This is a genomic window from Pseudoalteromonas rubra (genome assembly GCF_000967655.1).
In the GTDB taxonomy this organism is placed as follows: Bacteria; Pseudomonadota; Gammaproteobacteria; order Enterobacterales; family Alteromonadaceae; genus Pseudoalteromonas; species Pseudoalteromonas rubra_A.
This window is the reverse complement of record NZ_JXYA01000043.1, coordinates 1-20,714: the sequence shown is the minus strand read 5'-3', so window position 1 is coordinate 20,714 and position 20,714 is coordinate 1. Positions and strand designations below refer to the sequence as shown.

Genomic DNA, 20,714 nt, shown 5'->3' with positions numbered 1-20,714 from the left:
GCGCATTGATAGTGGTATAGCAAAGTGGCCACGCGCCAGTTTTGATGCTTTGATATCAATTCAGCTTACATTCCTTTTATTGCTTTGCATGATATCACTATGGCTTGTTCTGCCATTCTTATTTTGACTGCGCCTTGGTTACTTTGCCTTAATACCAATTTGCAGCAATCCAACGGATTGCTATAAACGGAGAACATTATGGCCAGATTAAATAACAAAATTGCCCTGATCACAGGCGCAGCTCGTGGCATTGGTGCCGCAGTGGCAACATGCTTTGTTGAGCAAGGCGCAACCGTCATTATCACAGACAAAAACACGGAAGCTGCAACACAGCTGTGCGAAAAGCTTGGAGAAAATGCCCATTTTCATCTGCTGGATGTGTCGCAAGAGTCGCAAGAGTCGCATTGGCAGCAGGCAGAAGCCTTCGTCAAAGCACAATTTGGCCGGCTTGATATTTTGGTTAACAACGCCGGGATAACGGGGTTTTTGGAAGCGGCAGGTCCGCATGATCCTGAACATCTGGATTTAGAGAGCTGGCACACAGTGCAACGCACCAATAGTGACGGTGTAGCATTAGGCTGCAAATATGGGATCCGGCTAATGAAAGCATCGGCAGCGGCCAGTATTGTTAATATCTCTTCTCGTTCAGGGTTGGTGGGGATCCCGGCAGCCGCCGCTTACGCTGCGAGTAAAGCGGCCGTGCGCAATCATAGTAAATCAGTTGCTTTGTATTGTGCGCAGCAAAACTACCCGATCCGGTGTAATTCAGTGCACCCCGGAGCCATCCTCACGCCCATGTGGGATGCCATGTTAGGTGAAGGCGCAGCCCGCGAAGCGGCCATTGCCGGTATTGCGGCCGATATCCCGCTTGGTCATATGGGCAATGCCAGTGATGTTGCTTATGCTGTGTTGTATCTGGCTTCTGATGAATCTGCCTATGTAACGGGTATCGAACTGAATGTGGATGGTGGGATCCTCGCGGGCAGCAGCGCAGCGCCTAAATCAAATTAAGCTAAGTCAAAGTGGGCCGGTATATTCAGCATACCGGCTTTTGTCTGGCGAATTAGTTTGCTAAGCTCAAACCAGCAGATGTTGCAATCACAAGGAGTTTGAGCCTATGTATTGGGGTTTAATTGTCGTTTTTATTGTGCTGGCCTTTTGGTTACACAATCGCTATAGCTCGAGTTCTGAGGATTATCCCGCGCTGGAAACCGATCCAAATGATCCCTTGCTGCTCCAGGCTGTGGCAGATGCCAAGGCGTCATTAGATGAATTCAAATCCCTGTATCGACAATTTCCCAAAGATGCCTTCGTAAAACTTTACTTTGAAAGCGATTGTGGCGTGTCCGAGCACCTTGGCGCGCACGTTGAGGGGATCAAAGGCGATGAACTCAGCGTCTTTTTGGTGACCCCGCCTGTGACACATCAGGGCAAGCTGGCGCACAATTACACCTGCCAATTCGATGACATTGAAGATTGGCAGATCACAGACAAGGACGGCAATATCTATGGCGGCTTCACCCAGCGTGCCATGTTTGCCATTGCTGAACGTGAAGGCGTAGAACTGCCCCGCGAATTACAAGAAATGCAGGGCAAGTATGTTTAGCTAAGCGAGCTTGGTTTTACACCTCAGATAGTGATGGCAGAGCCAAATTTGTCAGGCTTATCTGCACAACTGGAGCGACTAAGGCTGCTTGGCAAACGCCCTGAGTTCATCACCGGTCAGGCGATAGATGATCCACTCGTCCTGTGGTTTTGCACCTATGCTGTTGTAAAAATCGATTGCGGGTTTGTTCCAGTCGAGCACCACCCACTCAAAGCGGCCACAGTCTTTTTCAATGGCCAGCTGAGCAAGAAATTTCATTAGCGCTTTTCCTGCACCCTGCCCGCGCTGATCCTGGGCAACATACAAATCTTCCAGATACAGACCATATTTGCCAAGCCAGGTAGAATAATTAAAGAAATACACGGCAAAGCCAATGGCCTCGCCATCTTGCTCGCAGATCAGGGCGTGAGCGCGTACATCATCGCCAAACAGTTTTTGTTCGATGTCAGAAACGGTATTAAGCACAGCATCTGGTTCTTTTTCATAGACTGCTAGCTCATTGATAAAATGCAATATAGTGGCTGCATCGCTCTTCTGAGCGTGACGTATGGTAATACTCATCGACAATTTAATTCCTAAGTTGACATGTTTGTTACCCAGTGTAAGCTCATTTTATTAATGAATAAAGTGCATAGAATGCACTTGCTAAATGCATATAATTAATGAGCAAATTACCAAACCTGGATCTTAACCTGTTAAAACTGTTCGCGGCTTTGTATGAGAATAGCTCAGTGACACAGACCGCTGAGCAGCTTAACCTGAGCCAGTCTGCCTGTAGTCATGCACTGACCCGGCTGCGAGAACGTCTGGGTGATGAGTTGTTTGTGCGGGTGAACAATCGAATGCTGGCGACAGCACATGCGCATCGTCTGGCGCAAACTGTGCTACCTGCATTGCAGATGCTGGAACGTGGGTTGCAAGAAGCCAGGCCCTTCGATGCGAATGAACCACATACTCTGACAATAGCCACAACGGATTATACCGCCTGGTGCTTACGACCTTTTATCAGCCAACTTATTGGCAAGTTCAAAAACCTGCATGTCCGTTTTGTTCAATTGGAGGAGCGCATTGCAGAGCAGGCACTTGAAAGTGGTAGCTTGGATCTGGTGTGTGGTTTTGCCCATCAACAGGAGTTTTCAGAAGGCCTGATGCAGCTCAGCTGGTTTGAGGATGCTTACGTGACTGCCCGCTGTCAGTCTCATCCATGTAGACAAGAGCTCACATTGAGCACTTTTGTGGCTCATCCTCATATTTTGATAGCCCCATGGAATGAGCGTCGGGGGGTCGTTGATAAAGCTTTAGCCAAGCTCAAAAAGGTCAGAACCATTGCTGTGGTCACGCCACATGTGCTGGTAGCGCCAACGCTATTACCGCAGAGCAATATGTTGCTGACCATGCCCAGGCATTATGCCCTACAGGTGTGCGACAGGTTAAACCTTCAGTTACAGCCGCCACCGCTTTCGGTACCTAATTATCAGCTTAAACTATACTGGCATCGGACGCGCAAGAACGATCCCAAGATTGGCTGGTTTGTTGATCAGTTCAGAGATTTCCATCAACTTGACGATTAAGACGCTCAGTTAGTAAAAAAGTGATCTGACGAGGGCCGTGGTGAGCACGGACATCTCACCTCAAAAGTAAAAGTTAAACACTATAATTCAGTGGGTTAGCGTGGATCAGGATTTTACCATATCGGCCATATGAGTACGCATATAGTCACAGATAAAGTCAACGCTGAGTTTTATGTTCGGGAGCTGATATTTGGCATGCTGATATACCAGGTTGATCTCTACTTGTGGTGTCTTGGCTGGCGACAAGCTAAGGTGTCTGGCAACCGGCGTAACTTGCTTCTTGAGGTGCGCCGGGAGTAGCCAGTCGGGTGCCAGCAACAAACCTTCGCCGTGAGCGAGCGCATCCAGTAAGGTCGCGCTGTCATTACTGATCAGAACGGGTTGTGTCGATACCGGCAGCCAGTCGTCCTCTGTTTGTACCCACCAAGGCACAATGGCCGCTTTATTGCGAAACATGATGGCCGGACACTGTGATAGCTGATCAAGCGACCAATAGGCTGAGCCGAATTGAGTGTTAAGCTCATTGGCCAGTTGAGTATGTGCCCACAGTGTAAAGCCACTGCGAATAAGCGGCCTGGCTATCAGACGGGCGTCGTCGATGGGCCCGCCCCTGATAGCCAGATCTACGGAGTCCTGGCCGAATAGCGCATATTTATTGGTATAATCCAGGTCGAGCAGAATGTTTGGAAATTGTTGCCTAAAGTGTCGAAACAAAGGAACCAGTAGTGCCTGAGCCAGGCCGGGCGGTGCGCTTATCTTGAGTGTGCCACTTGGGTTATCCATGCTTTGCGAGAGCAGTTCATCGGCGTAGTTTAGCCTGCTGAGGATCTCGTTGATATGCTGGTAATAGAGCTGACCCAGATCGGTAATGCTGACATGGCGAGTCGTTCTTTTGACCAGTTCGATCCCGAGCGATGCTTCCAGATCACGGATGCGTCTTGATACCGAGGAAGCCGGAACCGAGCACTCCTCGGCAACCGCACTGAAACTGTTTAATTCAACAACACGTTTAAAATAGCGTAGCGCTCTGAGTTTATCCATCATGTTCCAAGGTGCAATTCATCTCAGGTAATCTAGTTTATTTTTGTCATAAAGACAAAACTGATTTGTAATTTAGGCGCTTTCTGGTCATCAGAGAAATAGTAATAATAACCGAAAATATCGAGTTAGTTTGGTTATATTTATGAAAAAACAAGTGCTTATTATTAAGTCTAGTCCTGCAAATGAGTTTTCTGTATCCAGTGAGATAGCGGACTATTTGCAAGCACAATTGCAAAATTCAAACGAAACCTTGGCTTTTACAATACGAGACCTGAGCAAAACCCCGGCGCCGGTTTATGATAATCAAATTCTCAATAGTTTCTATGGCGATCAGAATGCGCTCACTGCTGAGCAAACTGAGATAGCACAGCCATCATTGCTTTATATTGATGAGCTGAAACAGGCCGACATTATTGTTTTTGCGTCTCCAATGCACAATTTCAGTGTCACGAGCTTGATGAAAAACTACATAGATCAGATCTGTCGGTTCGGGCTGACTTTCTCATATTCAGAGCAAGGGCCGAAAGGGCTATTGGAAGGTAAACAGGCGGTGATCATTGCCAGTGCCGGTGCCGATATGTCGCAGCCTGAAATGCATTCAGTCGACTTTCAGGTGCCCTACCTGAAGCAGGTGCTTGGCTTTATTGGCATTACGAACATTGATGTGATCACCGCATATGGGATCAGTATGCCGGATATTGGCAGTGAAGTGGCGACCGAACAGGCGAAAGCTCAGGTGGATCAGTGGATAGGTGCAATTGGCTGAGCCTCAATAGCCAGCCAGGCTTTATGTTAAATTAACCCTGGTTGGCTGTTATTTGAGCTGTACATTGATTCAGGCGCTTTATTTACTGTGTGCCTTGACGTATTTTTTGACTTTTTTCATCGCCATTTGACGCTTGAGTGGCGACAGGTAGTCAATAAACAGGTTGCCTGACAAATGGTCGATTTCATGTTGCATCACGATGGCCAGAAACTCATCGCTTTGTACTGCAATGGGTTTGCCATTGCGGTCCAGTGCAGACACTGTGACCTCGGTATAGCGCTCAACATCGGCAAAGTAATCTGGCACAGACAAGCAGCCCTCCTGCCCCATTGCTTTGTTACTGCCACTCACTATCTCTGGATTAATGAGGATCAGGGGATCGTTACGCTCGTCCGAAAGATCAATGATCACAACGGCTTCTTCCCGACCCACCTGAGTTGCTGCCAGCCCAATGCCGTTGCTGGTGGCATACAAAGTCTCCAGCATGTCGTCTATCAGTGTTTGTACTGATGCCACATTGGTGACAGGCTTGGCTGCTATCGGTGACAAACTCAACCTGAAAACCCAAGTCGCTCGCGACACGTGCGGTGGTCTCGCAACACTGCTCAGTGCGGATCCCCGAGATAGCCACACAGTCTATGTTATTTCTTTTCAACCACATAGCCAACCCTGTATCGGTAAAGGCATTGTGTACAGACTTATAAAATGTTTTATCAAACTGCGTATCCAAAAAGGCCATAGGCTTAACAAACCCGGATCTCGGATTAAAAGGGCTTTCCGGCATATCGTCACGGCTATGAAGGACTTTTACCACTTTGTGCTGATTGCACTGAAATGCCGCTATCAGCTGAGTCAGATTGTGCTGAAAGTCTGCAAGGTCGCGTTCCGACCAGTAAGGCGTATGATAGAAAGAGTCCTGAGTGTCTATAACAAGAAGTGCTTTGTTCATAATGTATTTTCCTGTCTATGTCGTCATGTTTTCGAGACTCAGTTTAATGGGTTTCTCACCGCCAGAAGAGCCTAAACAGAGTCGTAAATAAGACATATCTGGCCATGTTCTACGCACGCCGACAACAAACCAGTATGACACTTTAATGTTATTCGGGTTGACAGTGCTCGATTATGTATATACGTTGTATATACACAGAGGGTGACCACACAGGTTGTCTTCTCAGCAGGAAGTAGAGCATGGCAAATAATAAAGATGCACAGTTGATTGTGCGTATTAATAAAGCGCAAAGAGATGAGTTTGTTGCCTTGTGCAATGAGCTGGATTCATCTTCTTCCCGCGAGATCAGAAAGTTTATTAAGCGGTTTGTGAAAAAGCACAAGCCAGAACAAGAGAAACCGGTCAAAGGAGATCAAGATGGCTAAGAAAGTTGATGTTAAAAAGCTAAAGAAAGAAGTACAAAAACGTACTGGTAAGATCGCAAAACATGAAGCGAAAATCAAAAAGCTGAAAAAAGCGATCAAAAAAGCGAATTAATCGCGAAAAAAGGCAGCCAGCGGCTGCCTTTTTCTTATCTGTTAGACTTCCCATTCACAGAGTGTAAAGCCCCTTTACAGCGAACCCGCACACAATAAGTTAAGCCTTTTGTTCATATCATTTAAACTAAGCAGTGCGAGCACCTTATTTTTCTAAAGCGTCTTTTTATTTCAGACTCATTCACTTCGGAATATTCGGCCTTAATTTTGTTGACTCCCTGCCATGTAAATGAAGCGCTTCAACTGAGCTGCGAGTTCGCTCAGGTCTTGGTTAATATCAAATCGGCCCCGCAGTGTCGCGCTCGGATCCAGCAAAAAGAGCATAGTGGAGTGCGCAACCTGATAGTTGTCGGGGGCATTATCTACCTGAAATTGTGCCCCTGTGCTTCGAGCGAGTAACTTGAGTTGGTCTGGGTGACCGGTAACACCAATAAATGAAGGTCTGAAATGACGTACATAGATGTCGAGCTCTGTGACTGTGTCTCTTTGTGGGTCGACGGATACAAACACATACTTGGGCTGCCATGGGATGGAAAGTGCGGTTAATTGTGTTTCCAGTGCTGCTAAGCGGGACAAGGCGGTTGGGCAAATATCCGGACAATGTGTGAATCCAAACATCATGATTGTCCACTGCCCTCGCAGTACATGCTGATCAAACTGGCCGTATGCACTTTGCAGCTCAAATGGTGCCAGAGTACGTTCGGCTTTTTGTATCATGGCCTGTGCGGTGCCGGGTTGCACGGGTTGCGTAATGGGGATCAGCACGCCGAGCCCGCAGCCGATAAGCAGGGTGAGCAATAGCGCGTACTTGTTATGCATCTTCATCTGCCCTCTTTGCTTGCCAGCACAACCCCAGCGCCAATAATGCAGGTAAGGTGACGCCAGCAAAATCAATCAGCAGAAAAATCGGCCCGCAGATCCCGACCAGCACCTCCCAAAAATGAAATAGCGCGTGGCTGCTCAACCATAAAGCAGGAAACAGCCACAGCTGAAAACGGTAGCGGGCATAAAAAGCACCAAAGCTAAACGCGCCGCCAATCAGCATATACAGCATACCGATATCACGTATAAAGTGCTGATTGTAGAACCCCCGGTCAGGCACTCCGGGCACACTCCAGTACCACTGTTGCGGGTAAAGCAGCATAAACACGCCGTTGGCCAGCGCCGCCAGTCCAAGCACGACGGCGACGACTGTGGTGGTTTGACTTCGCATAGCATTATCCTGTTACTGAACGGTTTTTGTCTGACGGCGTCAGCGTTTGCTCATTCACGACCACACGGCTGCACGCTTTACCATATCCTAAGGTATATTTAAGGGCCGGATAGACTCGACAGGAGCTGATACTAAACGCGATGGCAATCAGCCCCTGCTCTCCCCACATGGCACGGATATGCGGGCGAATGTCATCAGCACCGGGATTATGGTCTAACACCAGATCGGTAAACTCCACTATCTGAGCGAGTTCATCAGGCAATGCAGCCAGGTCTTTGTTGACGATTGCGCTGACCTGGTTTGCAGGCACGCCCGCTTCCAGTGCCATATTGACCAGCAGCTGAGTACAAGGGCCGCAGTCGTCCCATAAGATGGCGCGTAACCTGGCGGCATATAAAGGTGCCGCAGGCAGACCTCCACGATAGCCTGCCATGGACTGAAATTTCAGGTATTTAAAAAATGCGCTCAGGTCCGCGGACAGAATGTCCTGCATATACGTGACGTCGTAGTCATATTTTTTTTGCATCGATATGAGCATTTTGTTCAGTAGGTATTTGATCATCGGGTACTCCTGGTAGTTTGGTATTTATGGTTGGCGGTTGTACTTAGCTGTGATTGACGCTGCGCGGGGCTTTTTAATGGGCGCTGTAGCAAGAGCAGACAAAGGGTAAACAGGGCTGCAAAGGCACACAGCATCATGGTATAGATATCGTTTCTTAATAGCGCCGCACCAAGGAGTGGGCCAGATGCCACCCCAATGCTGGATATCACGGCTGCGACGGATGAAAGCTGTCCTGAGCTATCCTGCTCAGCGATGAGGGCGAGCAGATAAGCGTGCACCGCGGGCCAGGAAAAAAATAACAGCGCTAACGCCAGTATGTAGACGAGGTCAAAATGCGCATAAATGAGCAGTAAGGCTGCCATAAAAGAGAGCAATATACCGCCACATAAATACAGTGTGCGGTGTGTCTGACCTGGTTTCAGAATGGGGAGTAACGCGCCTGCCAGTCCCAGTAAACCGGTCAGTGCAATGATCTGGCTGATCTGGGCTTGAGACTGGCCTGCACTTAGGCCCATCTGGCCCGCAAACGCCCAAATCCCGCTGGCTGCAACCAAATAGAGCAGCATCGCCAGCAGCAACCGGGCACTTTTGGCTGTGAAACGCGGACGATTTGAATGCTGTTTGGGGTTATGTGTCGCTGGCAAGGCTGGCAGCAAGGGCAAGAAAAGCAAAGCAATAAAAACCACAGCGGCCATGATATAAAACACGGCGTAGCCGCCGAGCTGGCGCTCAAGTGCAGGCACAGCATAGATCACCACAGAGCCGATACTGAACTGAATAAACAGCAAGGTGCCGAAGGCTCTGTCCGGGTTGGTTAAACGCGCCAGGATGGCAAATGAAATGCCGACACTAAAACCACCCAGTACCCCGGCGATAAATCGCCAGACCAGCAAACCTGTGTAAGTGCTCCAGGCTGATGTACTAAGTTCTATAGCGCCTAATGCGATGAAGGTGAACAGTAAAGTGGGTTTCCAGCCAACATGGCGAACCACAAAGATGGCGCAGATACTGCCCACTAATGCGCCATAACCATTGCTGGCCACCAGAGTACCGGCCTGCTGTGCGGAAAAACCAATCCCGCCTGCCAGCGCATCCACTACGGCGGGTAAAAAGTTGAGATAGGCTAGTCCGGCCATGGCAACGAATGCCAGGCAAAAATAACTGAATCCTGAGTTGTCTGCATGGTTCGCAGTGTGCTGTAACATAGTCTGTCGCCTCCTGAGTCACTTTGTGATTACTCTAGGCGGTTAGGTGAGGTGGAAAAACCAGCGATTTGGCCATTTAGTCGTGAATACTATTCATGAATTATTGCTGATATAGTGAGGTATAGTGTGGTGCTTACCCAACGCACAGGACTGATTATATGGATAAACTGAGATCACTGACCTTGTTTCTGGCCACCTGTGACGAGCAGAGCTTTGCGGCAGCAGCACGAGTTTGCAACACCGATCCGTCAACTATCAGCAAAGCCGTGAGTCGGCTCGAAGCTGAGCTGGGTGTGACCCTGTTTCAGCGCTCTACCCGGCAACTGAAGATCACCTCAGCCGGACGGCACTACGCGCAAACTGTACGCTCAAGTATCCAGGCATTGAGCAGCTGCGAAGAAGAACTCAGGCAGCACAATGATGCGCCAAAAGGACGGCTGCGGGTCAACAGTGCTGTTTGCTATGGCCATTTATATTTGCGTCCGCTACTCAAAACATTTTGCCAGCGTTACCCCCAGATCACACTGGAGCTGTCTCTTGACGATATGCATGTGGATATCATTGAGCAGGATATTGATGTGGCATTACGTACCGGTTACGTCAAAGACAGCCGACTGGTTGCCCGCTGTCTGAGCCCGATGGACTTTGTGGTCTGCGCCTCACCTGCCTATCTTGAGCAATATGGCACACCAGCCAATTATGCCGAGTTTACTGAGCACGCATGGATTGGCTTTAAAATCAAAGAGACGCAGCAGCTGCAACCCATTTTTTTGCCAGATGAGCAGGGTGAATATCAGCTCAGTGAGCTAAACCGCACGCATATTACCGATGATGGTGAGGCCATGGCGCAATTATGTGCCGATGGCCTGGGGTTTGCGCAGTTACCACACTTTTTGGCCAAAGCGGGGTTGGAAAGCGGCGCGCTGGTATCCCTCTATCCCGCTTTCAGGGCTCCCATGCCAGAGGGCGGCGTGTTCGCCATTTACCCTAAGCGAGAATATTTGCCTGCCAGAGTACGGGTTTTTCTCGACTTTTTGGTCGCGGCTTTGGAAGCACAGCAAGAAACCCCAACCCACACCTGGGCGCAGCACTGGCCTTCGCGAGTTCAGTTTAGCTGATCAGCCAAATAAGGCGGTAAAACTGCCCTGCGAGCGGATCTGCGTGAGCATGTCAGTCAAGTGAGTATGCGCCTTTTCAAACGCAAAGTTGCCCATGCTGATCCGTTTAACCCCAAGGCCGGCAAGCGTGTTAACGTCTGATAATCCGGGCATTGCCATCACATTCAAAGGGAGTGAACAGGCGTTTGTTATGGCCAGAATGTCCGCATTTTCGGTAATACAGGGCAGGAACAAGCCATCGGCGCCCGCTTGCTGATATTGTTGGGCCCGGTGCAGTGCTTCCTCGCGGGCGTTGTCGAGGCCCAATAAGAAAGCATCGCAGCGCACATTGATAAACATATTGGTCTGTTGTGTTGCTAAGTGATGGCGAACGGCTTTTAAACGCGTTGCAAATTCATCGCTATCTGTCAGAGTGCGCGTTGCATTGATGACCACACTGTCTTCGAAATTAATGCCCACCACGCCCAGCTCTGCCAGTTTTTCAATAAATTGTGCAATTTGTTGTGGGTCACGACTGTAACCGGCCTCGATATCAACACTCAGGGGCAAGTCGGTCGCTTTGCTGATCCGAGTAACCATAAACAGTAGCTCCTCAAAAGCCATTTGTTCACCGTCCTCGTATCCCAGTACGCTGGCCACAGCCGCGCTGGAAGTACCCAGTGCCTGATACCCTGCTTGCTGCGCTGCTTTGGCGCTGGCCGCGTCCCACACATTAGCCAGTAAAAACGGGGTTGTTTGTTGATGGAGTTGTTTGAATGCTTGCATCTTGTCTCGCTGATAAGGTTGTTGTTTTACGGACCTCATAGTGCGGATATAGGCGCTTAAAGACCAACGATAAAAATCGACTTGTACTATAAGCTCTGCTTATAATACGGCTTTTCATGAAGCCGGAATTACCTCAGTCGTGTTTAAAAATATCAATTTGCTGGTGACGTTTGAGTGCGCGGCAAGACACCAGAGTTATAGCCTGGCTGCGGCTGAACTGTGTATTTCACAGGCTGCGGTCAGCCAGCAAATGCGCTTGCTGGAGCAACAGCTGGGGCAGCGACTGTTTGTCAGAGCCGGGCGTAATATGCAGCTAACCCGTGCGGGTGAAACTTTGCTGGAGCACACCGGACCTGCCTTAACTAGGATAGATCAGGGCATAAACTGCCTGCGTCAGGAGGAGCTGGCGGGAGAGCTCAGCATCAGCTCTACCCAGGCATTTAATACCCTGTGGCTGATGCCCAGATTGCAGGAATTCGCGAGTTTGTATCCGCAGATCCGCATTCGCCTGCACTCATCCGCCAGCTTTGAAGATTTACAACACGCCCGCATTGACCTGGCGATCCGCTTTGGCACACAGGTCGAACAGCACACCCCAGGCGCGCTGGCCTGCGAGTATTTTGGTGCTTCACCGGTATTGCCGATATGCTCGGCAAAGCTAACACAGTCATTACCACTCAATACTCCGGCCGATCTGCTGGCAACCTGGCTGGTATCTTTGGCGCTGCCCGGCGCATACGACTGGCCAAGCTGGTTTGAGGCGCAACAGGTAACGGGGTATGTCGACCACCCTCACTGGACTTATGTAGACAGCACGGATATGGCACTCAGCGCAGTGGCCAGCGGTCATGGCGTGACTCTGGCGGTGCCCTACTTATGTCGTCGTCAACTCGACAGTGGCGAACTGGTTATTCCATTCAAACTGCCCCACCCAAACCCGGTGAAGCGCTACCTGGTGTACGACCCTAATTCGGCTCGCCTGGCTCGCTTACAGGCATTTATGACCTGGTTAAAAGCGCAGGACATATAGCGTTATATGCCCTGAGCCGAAGTCATGCTCAGACTTGATGTAAAACAAAGTTGATTTAATTCCTCATCCTTTTGTTTATAAATTGTGCTTTTTGTTGCTACAGTACCGCCTGTACATTTTCTAGACACGGTTGTATTTGACCTTTCAAAAACATTTGAACAGAGGAAAAGGATGAAAAGGAAGCTTATTTCGTCGCTTACTATGTTGTTGTCGGTGACTATACTCACGCCACTTCAGGCGAAGGAGGATAGCGTTCTCACCGCTGCCAGTCATTATAGTGCTTATATTTTTAGCGATTTTACTGCGGGGAGCGGACATGCCGAAGGTGGCCTGGCCGTGGGGGGAGATCTATCACTGAATGGTTATGGTCTGGCGACACATGCAGCCACGCTGACAGCGGGTTATGGGCTGTTGGTTGAAGGCAATGCCACTTTTGATAATGGCCGCCTTTACCACGGCCAGGTGAGAGTAGCTGGTGAAGTCAACTTTGCCTATCCCGTGTTGTCTGGATTACCAGCCGGAACAGAGATTGAAAATCAGCCTCTGGATACATCAATTATTGATAGTAAGCCGCATTTTCAGGCTGTCTCTACGCAACTTAGTGAGGCCACAGCGAATGGAACAGTGGAGTTTAAGTGGGGTGGCTTATACCTAAAAGGAGATTGTCACAGTGACACCCAGGTGTTTACTCTGGATGGCAGTCAAACCAATGTAGCTCACACCTTTGATGTCCAGTGTATTCCAGATAACGCGACGGTTATTTTTAACGTTTCTGGTGACAGCGTTGTCTTTAAAAATAAAAGTCTGGCGACTTTGTTGCCGCACAGGTCGAGAACGATTTTTAATTTTTATCAGGCTACAGCGCTGAGTATCGCCGGAATTAGTATTGAAGGTGTTGTGCTGGCACCAAATGCCGACATAGAAGCGCCACACGGAGATGCGCAGGCAACCGTCATCGCTAACAGCTGGCACGGGTCTATGCACTTGGGTAGTGTGCGTTTTCAGGGGGATTTATCAGACCTGGTCAGCTTTAACAAAGCCCCTATTATCGTCTCAGACCCTAATATCTCGGTACAATGGCCGGACACTTATCGCTATGCGGTCGTCGCGCAAGATGCTGATCGGGATCCTATTTCTTATCAATTGGAGCTAGCGCCACAGGGGGCGCAAATCAATGAATGGACAGGCTTGATCGGCTGGGAGACCGAGCAGGTCACACCTGGGCATTATTCATTTACTGTGCGAGCCGCAGATGACAAAGCGGCTTTCGATGTTCAGTCGTTCGTTGTTACGGTTAACGCTCCGGACAACTATGCTCCCGTGATCACTTCGGTGCCACCTACACTGGCTGATATTAATACACGTTATGAATATCCGGTAATGGCGACCGATGCCGACGGAGACACGTTGAGCTATCGACTCATACAGGCTCCTGTGGGTATGCAAATTAATGCACAAAGTGGTGAAATAACTTGGCCGGTCGGGGCTGCGCAAACTGGGACTCATCTGATAGTAGTGCGGGTGACTGACGGACAGGCCAGTGATACTCAAAGCTTTAATATTCAAGTGAGCGCACCAGGCAACCAGGCACCGATGATCACTTCAGTACCCATAACCGAGGCGATATTAGGTGTCCACTATCAATATGCCGTGATAGCTCAGGACCCTGATCAGGATCCTATCAAGTTTGAACTGATTGACGGCCCTGAAGGAATGCAGATCCATCCTCAGACCGGGCTGCTGGATTGGGTAGGCGAGCAGTCTCAACTTGGAGAACACTCGGTTACTGTCCAGGTAACGGACTTACCGGGGCTTAGTGGCATTCAGCAATTTATTGTCCGACTTACTACTCAGGGCAATCGAGCACCTGAGATTACATCACAAGCCGTTGAACTGGTTGATGAGTTTCAAGATTACCACTATCCGGTCAGTGCTACGGACGACCGGGACCAGCAGCTGAGCTATGTTTTAACTCAATCGCCAACGGGGATGAGTATCGACCCAAACAACGGACTGGTAGCCTGGCCTGCGCCTGAGTTATTGCCACAAGGGCGTTTAGCTGACAATCCCTATTGCCGCATAGTTCAGGATAAAACAACGCGTGTCAGTGGAGCCGCCGACATTTTCTTGGTTGTTGATGAGTCAGGGTCTATGAGTGGTGAGCATCGTTGGATGGATGACCTTGTGCCCGCACTAGAAGCAGGTTTACGCGATGTGGGCGTTGGCAATGCGTATAGTAATTTGTATGGTTTGGTCGGCTATGAAGCTCGTCCTTCGTACAAAACCTATCTGGAGCAGTATGTGGTTGAGGCGGATAGTTTTACCGAATTGTCGCGTCAATTGCGTTTATATGGTGGTACGGAAGATGGATATCGGGCTATGTCCGAGACCCTCGATACGTATCCTTTACGTGATGAAACCGCACATAACTTGATTTTGGTCACTGATGAAGACCGGGATAATACGCTTGCGCTGGACATAAATGGTATGTTGGTTCGTCTTCAAGAGTCAAACGTGATTTTAAATGCAGTGGTCAACGCGACGTTTCAATGCGGTGACGGCACGTCTGCAATTGGCATTGCCGCCAATGGTGTGGGATATGTTGCCGATGGGCAGGGAGATTACTACACCTGTGAAAATGCCACCGCAACCTCCGGTTATGGCACGACGGTAAGTGACTATGTTGATCTGGCTATTCTAACAGGCGGTGCAGCCTGGGATCTCAACTTTTTGCGCGCTGGTGGCCTGCGGGCCTCGTCATTCTCGAAGGCTTTGGTGGATATCAAAGTCAAAGAAATCGTTGATCAGCTACCACCGATCCTACAGTCTGATTTGCAGCCTAACTTACTATCGGTGAAGCAAAACCCATCAGGCGCTTTAACGCTAAGCGTAACGCTTAGAAACCGGGGATTAACAGTCAGTTTAGATGATGCTGTGGTTGCTTTTTATAGCAATGATCAGTTACTCGGTCAGGTGTCTCCCGGGGTAGTCGAAGTCGGAGCAATGACTTCGGTGCAGTTAAGCGATCTGGCACCACAAGCCATTAATGGCAAAGTGCGTGTGGTGGTGGCAACGGCCAGTGATGAATGTGTCAGCAATAATAATGTGCTGGAAGCGTATGTGGCGCAGGTTACGGTTGCCGACAGTGAAGGCCTGACCGATAGTCAGTGGTTTGCTGTAAATGTTCAGGACATTAATGCTGCACCAGAAATCGCACAAGTCGCACCGGTCACGCTGGAAGTAGGTGAGCGCTATAGCCAAACATTAGCAGTGAGTGATCCAGATTTAGGTGAAGGTTTGCTGTTTAGCTTAGTGAATAAACCACAGGCGATGGAAATCAACCCTTCCAGTGGGGTGATCACCTGGCGACCTGGTCAGGCTGATGTAGGCCCGCACCTTATTGAGGCGGCGATAGAGGATCTCGCGGGGGAGGTTGTGACCACTCAATTTGAAGTAACCGTACTTGATTTCTTGCGCGCGCCAATTATCAGCAGTACACCTGTCAGGGATGCACAAGTAGGTGCCAGTTACTACTATCAGGTTGTCGCTGGCAGTGATCGTGGCGCAGCGCTGACGTACAAGCTGGCACTTGCACCCGAAGGAATGACGATTGATGCGCAAACGGGAGAGGTGGTCTGGCGTCCGGATATGGCCAGTACTGAGGCCGGGCATGAAGTGATCATCGAAGTGATTGACGATAAGAATCTGGCTGCCATTCAGTCATTCAATCTGGTAGTCAGAAGCACCGGTGTGGCGCCAGAGTTCACGTCTGTTCCGTCTACCTTTATGGCACTTGGCGATACCTTTAGCTATCAGATACAAGTGAGTACATCAGATGGGGTGCCAGCTACATTGGCGCTGATAAGCGCGCCACAGGAAATGGTTCTGAATGTCCAAACCAGTACAGTGAGCTGGACACCGATACAGTCTGGCGTTTACGCCGTTGCGATAGCTGCAACCAGTGAAGGTGGTGTGACCACTGTACAAGCATTTGAACTTCAGGTCTCTGAAAGCATCAACCAACCTCCGGTGATTACTAGCTCAGCTCAGTTTGTGGGTGCCGATGATGGAAGCTTACAGTATCAGGTAGAGGCTTCAGATCCGGAAGGGAGTGCCCTCACCTACCAACTGGCTGAGGCACCTGAAGGCATGACTGTAGGACCTCAGGGATTGCTGGTGTGGCCGCAAAGTGCGCAAATCGATGGGTTGCATACCGTACGCGTGCGGGCAATTGACGAGCAGGGGATCTTTGCTGAACAACATTTTACCTTTAGTTACTATCCGTCTAATCAGGCGCCAGGGTTTACCAGTACGCCAGTTGGTATTGCGGCTGTGGATGTTTTGTACAGTTATAAACTCAGCGCTACAGACCCGGACGGTGACCCCATTTACTTTTCGTTGCTAAGTGCGCCCGAAGGGGCTGTATTAGATGCAAACAATGAGCTGCTCTGGACACCGGATGCCGCATCACTGGGCAGCCAGCAATTTGAGATACTTGCAGAGGATGCACTTGGTGCAGGCGTTACACAGCGATTTTCTGTGTTAGTCAGAGCGCTGGCCAATAACCATCCGCCAGTGATCCATACATCGCCAGATTTTAGTGCCTTTGTTGGGCAAACTTATCTGTATCAGATCGGTGCCACCGATGAAGACGGTCACCAGCTTCTGTATCGCTTAGGAGACGTGCCTCAGGGCGTTACTCTGAGTGCTCAGGGCTTGCTCAGCTGGACGCCGACTTTGGCTCAGGCTGGCGCACAAAGCATTACCGTCAGAGTGATTGATGAGTATGGGGCCTATGTACAGCAGCAGTTCAATGTGTCCGTCAATGCCGGCGATAAACCGGCATTTACCAGCCAGCCAGTGTTGAGTGGCTATTCTGGTTTGGATTACCTTTATCCTCTTAGTGCACAGGATTTGGATGGTGACTCCTTAACTTTTGAGTTACTTGATGGACCGGCCGGTATGCAGCTGGATACACAAAACCAGCTCACCTGGCAACCTGATGTTGCGGATTTAGGTGTTCATACAGTGCAAGTCCGGGTATCAGATCCTGTGGGTAACCATTCCGAGCAGCAATTTAACCTGACCATCCGGTATCAGGGGGACAGTCAACCGCCGGTGATCACTAGTGAGCCACCGGGAAGGGCAAAAACGGATGAAGTGTACCGATACGCCTTGACGGCGCAAGACCCAGATGGCGATAGCCTGATTTATCAATTGCAAAGCGCACCGCAAGGTATGGCTGTTGATGCGTTGGGGGTTATTACCTGGCAGCCGCAGACCACACAGGTCGGGATCCACAGCGTGACAGTAAGCGTGCGTGATATTACCGGCCAGTCTGTTTCACAGCAGTTTAATATCGCGGTGACGGCACCAGGACCGTTCAATCGCCGCAAGTGTCGTTAACAGGGAAAAGATTATGACAAATAATTCAATTCAGTTAGAAGATATACGCGCCCGGCGGAGTATTCTGGCGCTCATCACCTACAGCCTGGTGTTATGTATGCTGTTTGTGTTTTATTCACCTTCGGCATTGGCGATGCGCCATGCCATGGGGCAGCAGGACCACGAGGTAGCATATACCGATCAGCTCATGACGCAGCTCGAGGTGCTTAAAGACAACACGGAAAAAGCGCTTTATTACGTGAACAAGTATGCCGATAAGCCCGCTCAGCGAGCGCAGGCGCTGACCATATATCGCCAGTCGCTGAAGGCGATGCGAGCACAGCTGAGCACATTGGCCGCGCTCAGTCACAAAGAGATCCACGAGCAACTGGCTGAGGCAATGGCTGAGCAGGATCAGACTGCAATGACATTGAACAAGCGGATTTTGGCCGCCTATGAGGCGCACTGGCCGGTGATTGCCGACAACCTCAAGCGCCAGACCCTGGCGGAGCGTGCAAACCTCGCGGATGCACAGGCATTGGAGAGGTACCTGAGTAATATTCAGTTTGGTCGTTCGCACCATCAATACGACAATGACCAGCTTCCCTTTGGCCCTTTGCCAAACGTTGCACACCGTCCGGCAGACAGTATCCAGGCACTGCAGGCGCGGTTAGGCATTGCACCTCAGAGCCTGGCAATGTCTGCATTGCAGCGGGCTGAGTCTCAGGACCTCAGTGCCTATCTGGCATTGAATGTGGATACCGCACGTACGGCTGAGCTTGAACAGCTGGCAGCAAGCCTGAACTCTGATCCCGTGCAAATCTACCAATATGTATACAACCATATTGAATATGTCCCGGCTTTTGGTTCCATTCAGGGGGCGGACTATACGCGTCAGACCCAGCGAGGCAATGCGTTTGATCAGGCCAGCCTGATGATATCGCTGCTGCGCCTGTCGGGTGTGCCTGCCCGTTATGTATATGGCTCTGTCGAGGTAGATCCCGAACAGGTGAAAAACTGGGTAGGCGGTGTGGCGGTTATTGAAGCCGCACAAAACCTGCTCGGGCAAGGCGGTGTCCCTAATGTGATTATTAAAGGTGCCGAAGACTCTGTGGTTTCCTACGGTCTCGAACACGTTTGGGTGGAGTTTTACCAAGATGGTCAGTGGCATGCGGCGGATCCGAGTTTTAAGCAGTATGAGTATAGTGAGGGCGTGGATTTAAAGGCTGCACTACAGTTGGATGGGCGCAGCCTGACAGACTCGTTACTGGATGGAGCTGAGCAGAATGAGATTGAAGGTTGGGTTAAACACCTAAACCGGGGAGGGCTTGAGTCAAAGTTGCAAAGCGCAAAGTTACAATTGGAAAATGCCTTAGAACAGTCTTTTCCCGGTGCTACTGTTCAGGAGGTGTTGGGGGAAAAAGTAATACTTCAGCAAAATGGAGTGGTATTACCCACTCTGCCCTACCATACTATTCGGGCCAGTCAGGCATTAAAACACATTCCTGATAACTTACGTCACAAGTTCAAGTATGAGTTGCAATCGGGTGCTTCTGGCCTGCCTCAAACTCATATTAGGCTGGAGAAAAGTTTACCTGAGATTCTGGGCTATCAAACAGCACTGTCCTTTACCCCGGCAACAAGAGCGGACAGTGAGGTCTTAAGAAACTACTTGCCCTCAGATTTGAGTGATGTGTCACAATTACCAAAGACATTTCCTTATGGATTAGCGAACGTTAAAGCTGAAATTAGTATTTCTGGCAATACAGTTGTATCCGGGGGCAATTTTGCAATTGGCGATGAATTGCAGGCATCTATGGGTTTTTGGAGCCCCCGATTTGGCTGGGAATTGAGTGCCAGTCCCCTCATTGCGGGTGAATACCATGGGATTGGTATAGATGCGCATGGTGTTAGCAGAGAAATAATGGGAGATGTGAAAAATCAGTTCATACGCTTAAAAGAGCGACTGGAAAGTGGGCAGACGAGTAATATCTCTCGTCACGAGGCCGTAGGCAGTTTTCTCCAGGCTGGGATTTATACCTATTTTGCTAGCACACAAGCACAAAACGTCATCGCTAGCGTAGTAGATGAGATGGTGACTTACCGTCAGCCAAGTTATGGCACATTTTCAACCAATTTATCTGTGAGTTACCGGTTTGGAGTTCCTTTTCGTGTTGAACCAATTGGTTTTACGATGGATGTAGATCAATTGAGCAACAACACCGAATCCAGTACTAATTGCTGGGATACATGGCATACTTTTAATAAGCATATCGGTGGTATTTCTTCTTATCTGGAAAATCGTATTCCGGAAATTTTATTGACCAAGGGAGGAAATACTGGACAAGGTGTCAGTGCAATTGCTGCGTTAAACATCGCTTCCAATTTAGGACAAAAGATCTATACCCTGACCCAGTCCAACCTGGATTCTTTACAACAAGTGACAATTGATAGTCAGGCAAGGAGTGAAATTCTCATCGCTGTTCAGGCAGGAAAAACAGTGCTATTGCATGAGCGTCCTGTTCAGGTTGGCACATGGCATGGTTCTGGGTATGTGATTTATGATCAGGATTCTGGGGCTGGGGCGTATAAAATTTCTGGGGGGGCCAACGGGGGCTTCTTATCTGATGATGCGGCGGGAACTTTAACGTGGTTAGGATTTGTAGCTGGCGCGATCAGTACGGTAGCACTGAGCTTTTTGTTCTATGTGGCAGCAATAATTACGGTATTGCTCCTAGTCGACTTGCTCCTTGATTACCGGGCCATAGATCATCGTTGTGCCGGTTTAGGTGGTTTGATAATGCTTGCGGTGGGCGTTTCAATTGCTGGAATATTTGCTGCCCCTTTGATGGGGATCGTGTTGATGTATACTGGGCTTTTAGCTGGTAATGCACCGTTGACGGTAGCAAATAGCTCAATTTGTAGAAACTAGCTGGAGCGTGAGAGTGGCTGCACTGGATATATTCA

17 protein-coding genes and 1 pseudogene are annotated in these 20,714 nt (G+C 49.5%); 9 read left to right on the top strand and 9 right to left on the bottom strand.

The window, feature by feature from the left end:
* Positions 1-198 precede the first annotated feature (198 nt).
* Together TW77_RS17620 and TW77_RS17615 are read left to right on the top strand one after the other, a co-directional pair.
* Complete coding sequence (locus tag TW77_RS17620; RefSeq protein WP_046006298.1) at positions 199-1,011, top strand: SDR family oxidoreductase; 813 nt, start codon at positions 199-201, stop codon at positions 1,009-1,011.
* A gap of 106 nt (positions 1,012-1,117) precedes the next feature.
* On the top strand, positions 1,118-1,606 hold the full coding sequence (locus TW77_RS17615; RefSeq protein WP_046006297.1) for a DUF2314 domain-containing protein: 489 nt from the start codon (positions 1,118-1,120) through the stop codon (positions 1,604-1,606).
* 78 nt (positions 1,607-1,684) lie between these two features.
* Here the strand turns inward: TW77_RS17615 and TW77_RS17610 are convergent, their stop codons facing one another.
* Positions 1,685-2,167: a GNAT family N-acetyltransferase gene (locus TW77_RS17610; protein ID WP_046006296.1), complete on the bottom strand. Its 483-nt coding sequence runs from the start codon at positions 2,165-2,167 to the stop codon at positions 1,685-1,687.
* A gap of 101 nt (positions 2,168-2,268) precedes the next feature.
* Between TW77_RS17610 and TW77_RS17605 the strand changes: the two genes are divergently transcribed.
* A complete protein-coding gene (locus tag TW77_RS17605; protein ID WP_046006295.1) occupies positions 2,269-3,177 on the top strand; it encodes a LysR family transcriptional regulator in 909 nt (302 codons plus the stop codon).
* A 105-nt stretch (positions 3,178-3,282) separates the two neighbouring features.
* Here the strand turns inward: TW77_RS17605 and TW77_RS17600 are convergent, their stop codons facing one another.
* Complete coding sequence (locus TW77_RS17600; protein ID WP_082078966.1) at positions 3,283-4,221, bottom strand: LysR family transcriptional regulator; 939 nt, start codon at positions 4,219-4,221, stop codon at positions 3,283-3,285.
* Between the two features lie 139 nt (positions 4,222-4,360).
* Between TW77_RS17600 and TW77_RS17595 the strand changes: the two genes are divergently transcribed.
* A complete protein-coding gene (locus tag TW77_RS17595) occupies positions 4,361-4,984 on the top strand; it encodes an FMN-dependent NADH-azoreductase (RefSeq protein WP_046006293.1) in 624 nt (207 codons plus the stop codon).
* A 78-nt stretch (positions 4,985-5,062) separates the two neighbouring features.
* Here TW77_RS17595 and def read toward each other — a convergent pair whose 3' ends face one another.
* Together def and TW77_RS24855 are read right to left on the bottom strand one after the other, a co-directional pair.
* Positions 5,063-5,566: a peptide deformylase gene (def, locus tag TW77_RS17590; protein ID WP_046006292.1), complete on the bottom strand. Its 504-nt coding sequence runs from the start codon at positions 5,564-5,566 to the stop codon at positions 5,063-5,065.
* Positions 5,565-5,933 (bottom strand): annotated as a pseudogene (locus TW77_RS24855) (cysteine hydrolase family protein); the annotation flags it as partial. The gene def and the pseudogene TW77_RS24855, both read right to left, overlap by 2 nt.
* Before the next feature lie 239 nt (positions 5,934-6,172).
* On the opposite strand from TW77_RS24855, the gene TW77_RS17585 reads away from it, so the two are divergent.
* Positions 6,173-6,358 carry a hypothetical protein gene (locus tag TW77_RS17585; protein ID WP_046006291.1) on the top strand — a complete coding sequence of 62 codons (186 nt, stop codon included), beginning with the start codon at positions 6,173-6,175 and terminating at the stop codon, positions 6,356-6,358.
* A gap of 312 nt (positions 6,359-6,670) precedes the next feature.
* On the opposite strand, the gene TW77_RS17580 is transcribed toward TW77_RS17585, so the two are convergent.
* The 4 genes from TW77_RS17580 to TW77_RS17565 are packed head-to-tail and all read right to left on the bottom strand — an operon-like array spanning position 6,671 to position 9,449.
* On the bottom strand, positions 6,671-7,294 hold the full coding sequence (locus tag TW77_RS17580; protein WP_046006290.1) for an SCO family protein: 624 nt from the start codon (positions 7,292-7,294) through the stop codon (positions 6,671-6,673).
* Entirely contained in the window at positions 7,281-7,682 is a 402-nt protein-coding gene (locus TW77_RS17575; protein WP_046006289.1) for a hypothetical protein, read from the bottom strand. The genes TW77_RS17580 and TW77_RS17575 overlap by 14 nt, the downstream gene beginning before the upstream one ends.
* A gap of 4 nt (positions 7,683-7,686) precedes the next feature.
* On the bottom strand, positions 7,687-8,244 hold the full coding sequence (locus tag TW77_RS17570; protein ID WP_046006288.1) for a hypothetical protein: 558 nt from the start codon (positions 8,242-8,244) through the stop codon (positions 7,687-7,689).
* Positions 8,241-9,449, bottom strand: a complete 1,209-nt coding sequence (locus TW77_RS17565; protein ID WP_046006287.1) for an MFS transporter — start codon at positions 9,447-9,449, stop codon at positions 8,241-8,243. The genes TW77_RS17570 and TW77_RS17565 overlap by 4 nt, the downstream gene beginning before the upstream one ends.
* 158 nt (positions 9,450-9,607) lie before the next feature.
* Here TW77_RS17565 and TW77_RS17560 point away from each other — a divergent pair, with 158 nt between their 5' ends.
* Entirely contained in the window at positions 9,608-10,567 is a 960-nt protein-coding gene (locus TW77_RS17560; protein WP_046006286.1) for a LysR family transcriptional regulator, read from the top strand.
* Here the strand turns inward: TW77_RS17560 and TW77_RS17555 are convergent, their stop codons facing one another.
* The gene (locus TW77_RS17555) at positions 10,568-11,332 is read right to left on the bottom strand and encodes an isocitrate lyase/PEP mutase family protein (protein WP_046006285.1); all 765 of its coding nucleotides are present in this window, start codon (positions 11,330-11,332) and stop codon (positions 10,568-10,570) included.
* Between the two features lie 139 nt (positions 11,333-11,471).
* On the opposite strand from TW77_RS17555, the gene TW77_RS17550 reads away from it, so the two are divergent.
* The 3 genes from TW77_RS17550 (at position 11,472) to TW77_RS17540 (ending at position 20,679) form a co-directional block, all read left to right on the top strand.
* Positions 11,472-12,362 (top strand): LysR substrate-binding domain-containing protein, encoded by an 891-nt coding sequence (locus TW77_RS17550; RefSeq protein ID WP_046006284.1) that lies wholly within the window; start codon positions 11,472-11,474, stop codon positions 12,360-12,362.
* Positions 12,363-12,533: 171 nt separating this feature from the next.
* Positions 12,534-17,768 carry a putative Ig domain-containing protein gene (locus tag TW77_RS17545; RefSeq protein WP_082078965.1) on the top strand — a complete coding sequence of 1,745 codons (5,235 nt, stop codon included), beginning with the start codon at positions 12,534-12,536 and terminating at the stop codon, positions 17,766-17,768.
* Positions 17,769-17,781: 13 nt separating this feature from the next.
* The gene (locus TW77_RS17540; protein ID WP_046006282.1) at positions 17,782-20,679 is read left to right on the top strand and encodes a transglutaminase-like domain-containing protein; all 2,898 of its coding nucleotides are present in this window, start codon (positions 17,782-17,784) and stop codon (positions 20,677-20,679) included.
* The last annotated feature ends 35 nt before the right edge of the window (positions 20,680-20,714 follow it).

Bases quoted from the DNA above. Each gene is read 5' to 3' on its own strand.
- TW77_RS17555 (WP_046006285.1), bottom strand. From the start codon at position 11,332: ATGCAAGCATTCAAACAACTCCATCAACAAACAACCCCGTTTTTACTG.
- TW77_RS17605 (WP_046006295.1), top strand. From the start codon at position 2,269: ATGAGCAAATTACCAAACCTGGATCTTAACCTGTTAAAACTGTTCGCG.
- TW77_RS17580 (WP_046006290.1), bottom strand. From the start codon at position 7,294: ATGAAGATGCATAACAAGTACGCGCTATTGCTCACCCTGCTTATCGGC.
- TW77_RS17585 (WP_046006291.1), top strand. From the start codon at position 6,173: ATGGCAAATAATAAAGATGCACAGTTGATTGTGCGTATTAATAAAGCG.
- TW77_RS17595 (WP_046006293.1), top strand. From the start codon at position 4,361: ATGAAAAAACAAGTGCTTATTATTAAGTCTAGTCCTGCAAATGAGTTT.
- TW77_RS17575 (WP_046006289.1), bottom strand. From the start codon at position 7,682: ATGCGAAGTCAAACCACCACAGTCGTCGCCGTCGTGCTTGGACTGGCG.
- TW77_RS17600 (WP_082078966.1), bottom strand. From the start codon at position 4,221: ATGATGGATAAACTCAGAGCGCTACGCTATTTTAAACGTGTTGTTGAA.
- TW77_RS17570 (WP_046006288.1), bottom strand. From the start codon at position 8,244: ATGATCAAATACCTACTGAACAAAATGCTCATATCGATGCAAAAAAAA.
- TW77_RS17540 (WP_046006282.1), top strand. From the start codon at position 17,782: ATGACAAATAATTCAATTCAGTTAGAAGATATACGCGCCCGGCGGAGT.
- TW77_RS17615 (WP_046006297.1), top strand. From the start codon at position 1,118: ATGTATTGGGGTTTAATTGTCGTTTTTATTGTGCTGGCCTTTTGGTTA.
- TW77_RS17610 (WP_046006296.1), bottom strand. From the start codon at position 2,167: ATGAGTATTACCATACGTCACGCTCAGAAGAGCGATGCAGCCACTATA.
- TW77_RS17620 (WP_046006298.1), top strand. From the start codon at position 199: ATGGCCAGATTAAATAACAAAATTGCCCTGATCACAGGCGCAGCTCGT.
- TW77_RS17560 (WP_046006286.1), top strand. From the start codon at position 9,608: ATGGATAAACTGAGATCACTGACCTTGTTTCTGGCCACCTGTGACGAG.
- TW77_RS17565 (WP_046006287.1), bottom strand. From the start codon at position 9,449: ATGTTACAGCACACTGCGAACCATGCAGACAACTCAGGATTCAGTTAT.
- TW77_RS17545 (WP_082078965.1), top strand. From the start codon at position 12,534: ATGAAAAGGAAGCTTATTTCGTCGCTTACTATGTTGTTGTCGGTGACT.